1 protein-coding gene and 1 pseudogene are annotated in these 1,910 nt (G+C 73.0%); both read right to left on the reverse strand.

Translation table 11 applies throughout. The features are described from left to right. Window positions 1-556, reverse strand: a pseudogene (locus tag ACK5KK_RS12925) (hypothetical protein); the annotation flags it as partial. After that, window positions 553-1,910: ABC transporter ATP-binding protein (locus tag ACK5KK_RS12930; RefSeq protein ID WP_416890493.1), on the reverse strand; the 1,358-nt coding region annotated here is incomplete at its 5' end. The gene ACK5KK_RS12930 and the pseudogene ACK5KK_RS12925, both read right to left, overlap by 4 nt.

Here is a 1,910-nt window from a genome sequence, read left to right on the forward strand (position 1 = left end):
CGTGACGACGGGCATCGACCCGCTGGCCCAACCGGGCGCTCAGGCGCGACGCCGCCCAGCACACCAGGATCATCGCCAGCACCGCGAGGGTGGCGCGCACATCGATGACGGCGAGCGTGACGGCGGCCGCCGCGGGCGTGACGATCGCGGTCAGGGCGGGGCGCAGCAGGATCGCGGGCAGGCTCATCAGCTGCACCACCCCGTCGGTGGCCAGGGCGATCACACCGGCGGCGCGAGTGGGGGTGAACCACCCCAGCGGAACATCGAGCAGCGTGTCGCCCAGGCGCAGGTGGAGCGCCCGGGCGGTGAGGCTGCCGACGCGGAAGGCCGTCATCTGGGCGGCCCACTGCACGACGAGGTAGACCGCGATGCTCACCGCGAGCGCGATCATCGCGGGGATCGGGTCCAGCGGCGCGCCCAGGCACGCCGCCACGACGGCACCGACGAGCCCGAGCGCGACGCCCTGGCAGATCGCGGCCGCTGTGGTCCAGGCGAGCAGGCCGACAAGCCCGCGCGCGGCGGGGCGGGGCAGCAGACGCAGCAGGGTGAGGATCATCGCCGGTCTCCCCTCGATGCGGATTCGCGGGCGTTCCACAGCGCCCGGTAGGCGGGGCATCCGTCCAACAGGTCGTCGTGGCTGCCGTCGCCGACCAGTCGTCCGCCGTCGAGCACCAGGATGCGTGGCACACCCGCCACCAGGTGCAGTTGGTGTGCGATCAGCAGTACTGCGCGGTCGCGGGCCTGGGAGCGCAGCGTGTCGAGCACGGCGGACCGGGTCGTCGCGTCGAGCGCCGAGAGCGTCTCGTCGAGCACGAGCAGATCGGCATCCCGCACCAGCGCCCGCGCCAGCGCGATCCGCTGGCGTTGACCGGAGGACAGCTCGGTGTCGTCCCCGAGCACGGTGTCGTACCCGTCCGGCAGAGCGAGGATCGTCTCGTGCACCGCCGCGGCCTGCGCCGCCGCCACCAGCTCCTCACCCGGAACGGCCCGTCCCCCGCTGAGCGCATCGCGCACGGTCGTCACCCGCTGCGCGGTGTCTTGGAAGACGAATGCCACCCGCTCGTACAGGTCGCTCTCACGCAGCCGGTCCAGGGTCACACCATCGAGCGAGACCCGACCGGCATCGGGGTCGAGGAACCGTGCCAGCAGCGCCGCCACGGTGCTCTTGCCGCCCCCGGAGGCGCCGACCAGGGCGACCATTCCCCGCTGCGGGAGCGTGAAGGAGACATCGTCCAGCGCGGTGCGGTCGCCGAAGCGCACCGTGACGCCGTCGAGAGCGGCGGGCGCCCCGCGCGGGGGTGGATCTTCGTCGGCCCACCGCAGCGGCGGTTCGTCGAGCATGTCGGAGATGGAGCCCAGCGCCGACAGCCCGGTGCGGATCGCCTGCAGCCGCGGGCCTCCCACGGCGACCGGCGCCGAGACCGCCGGTCCGAGCAGCACACCGGCGACCAGAGCGGTCGGCGACATCCACCCCGCCAGCACGCCGGCGCCCCCGATCAGTGCGAAGACCCCCGCCGTCAGTCCCGGCGCAACCACGAGCCACGACGCCGTCGTCACCGCTGCCGTCGACCGCGACCACGCACGGAAGAAGTCGTGGAACCCGTTGACCGCCGCGGCGTAGCGGGTGCGGATGCCGCCGGCTGCGCCGGCGAGCTTCGCGGTGGGAAGCCCTGCCACGAAATCGACGACCGCGGCGCTGATCGCCTGCTGCTGCGTAGCGTACTCGGCGAACTTGGCACCGGAGCCACGCATCGCCCGCACGTACCAGAACACACCGAGCGCGAGCGGCACGATGCTGAGCACCGCGAGGCGCACATCGACGATCGCCAGCGCGACCACCCCGACCAGCGGAGCGACCACGAGGGTCGTGACATCGAGCAGGGTGTGCGCGACGAGGTAGTGGATCGCGT

This window comes from Microbacterium sp., from assembly GCF_047972865.1.
Classification (GTDB): Bacteria; Actinomycetota; Actinomycetes; order Actinomycetales; family Microbacteriaceae; genus Microbacterium.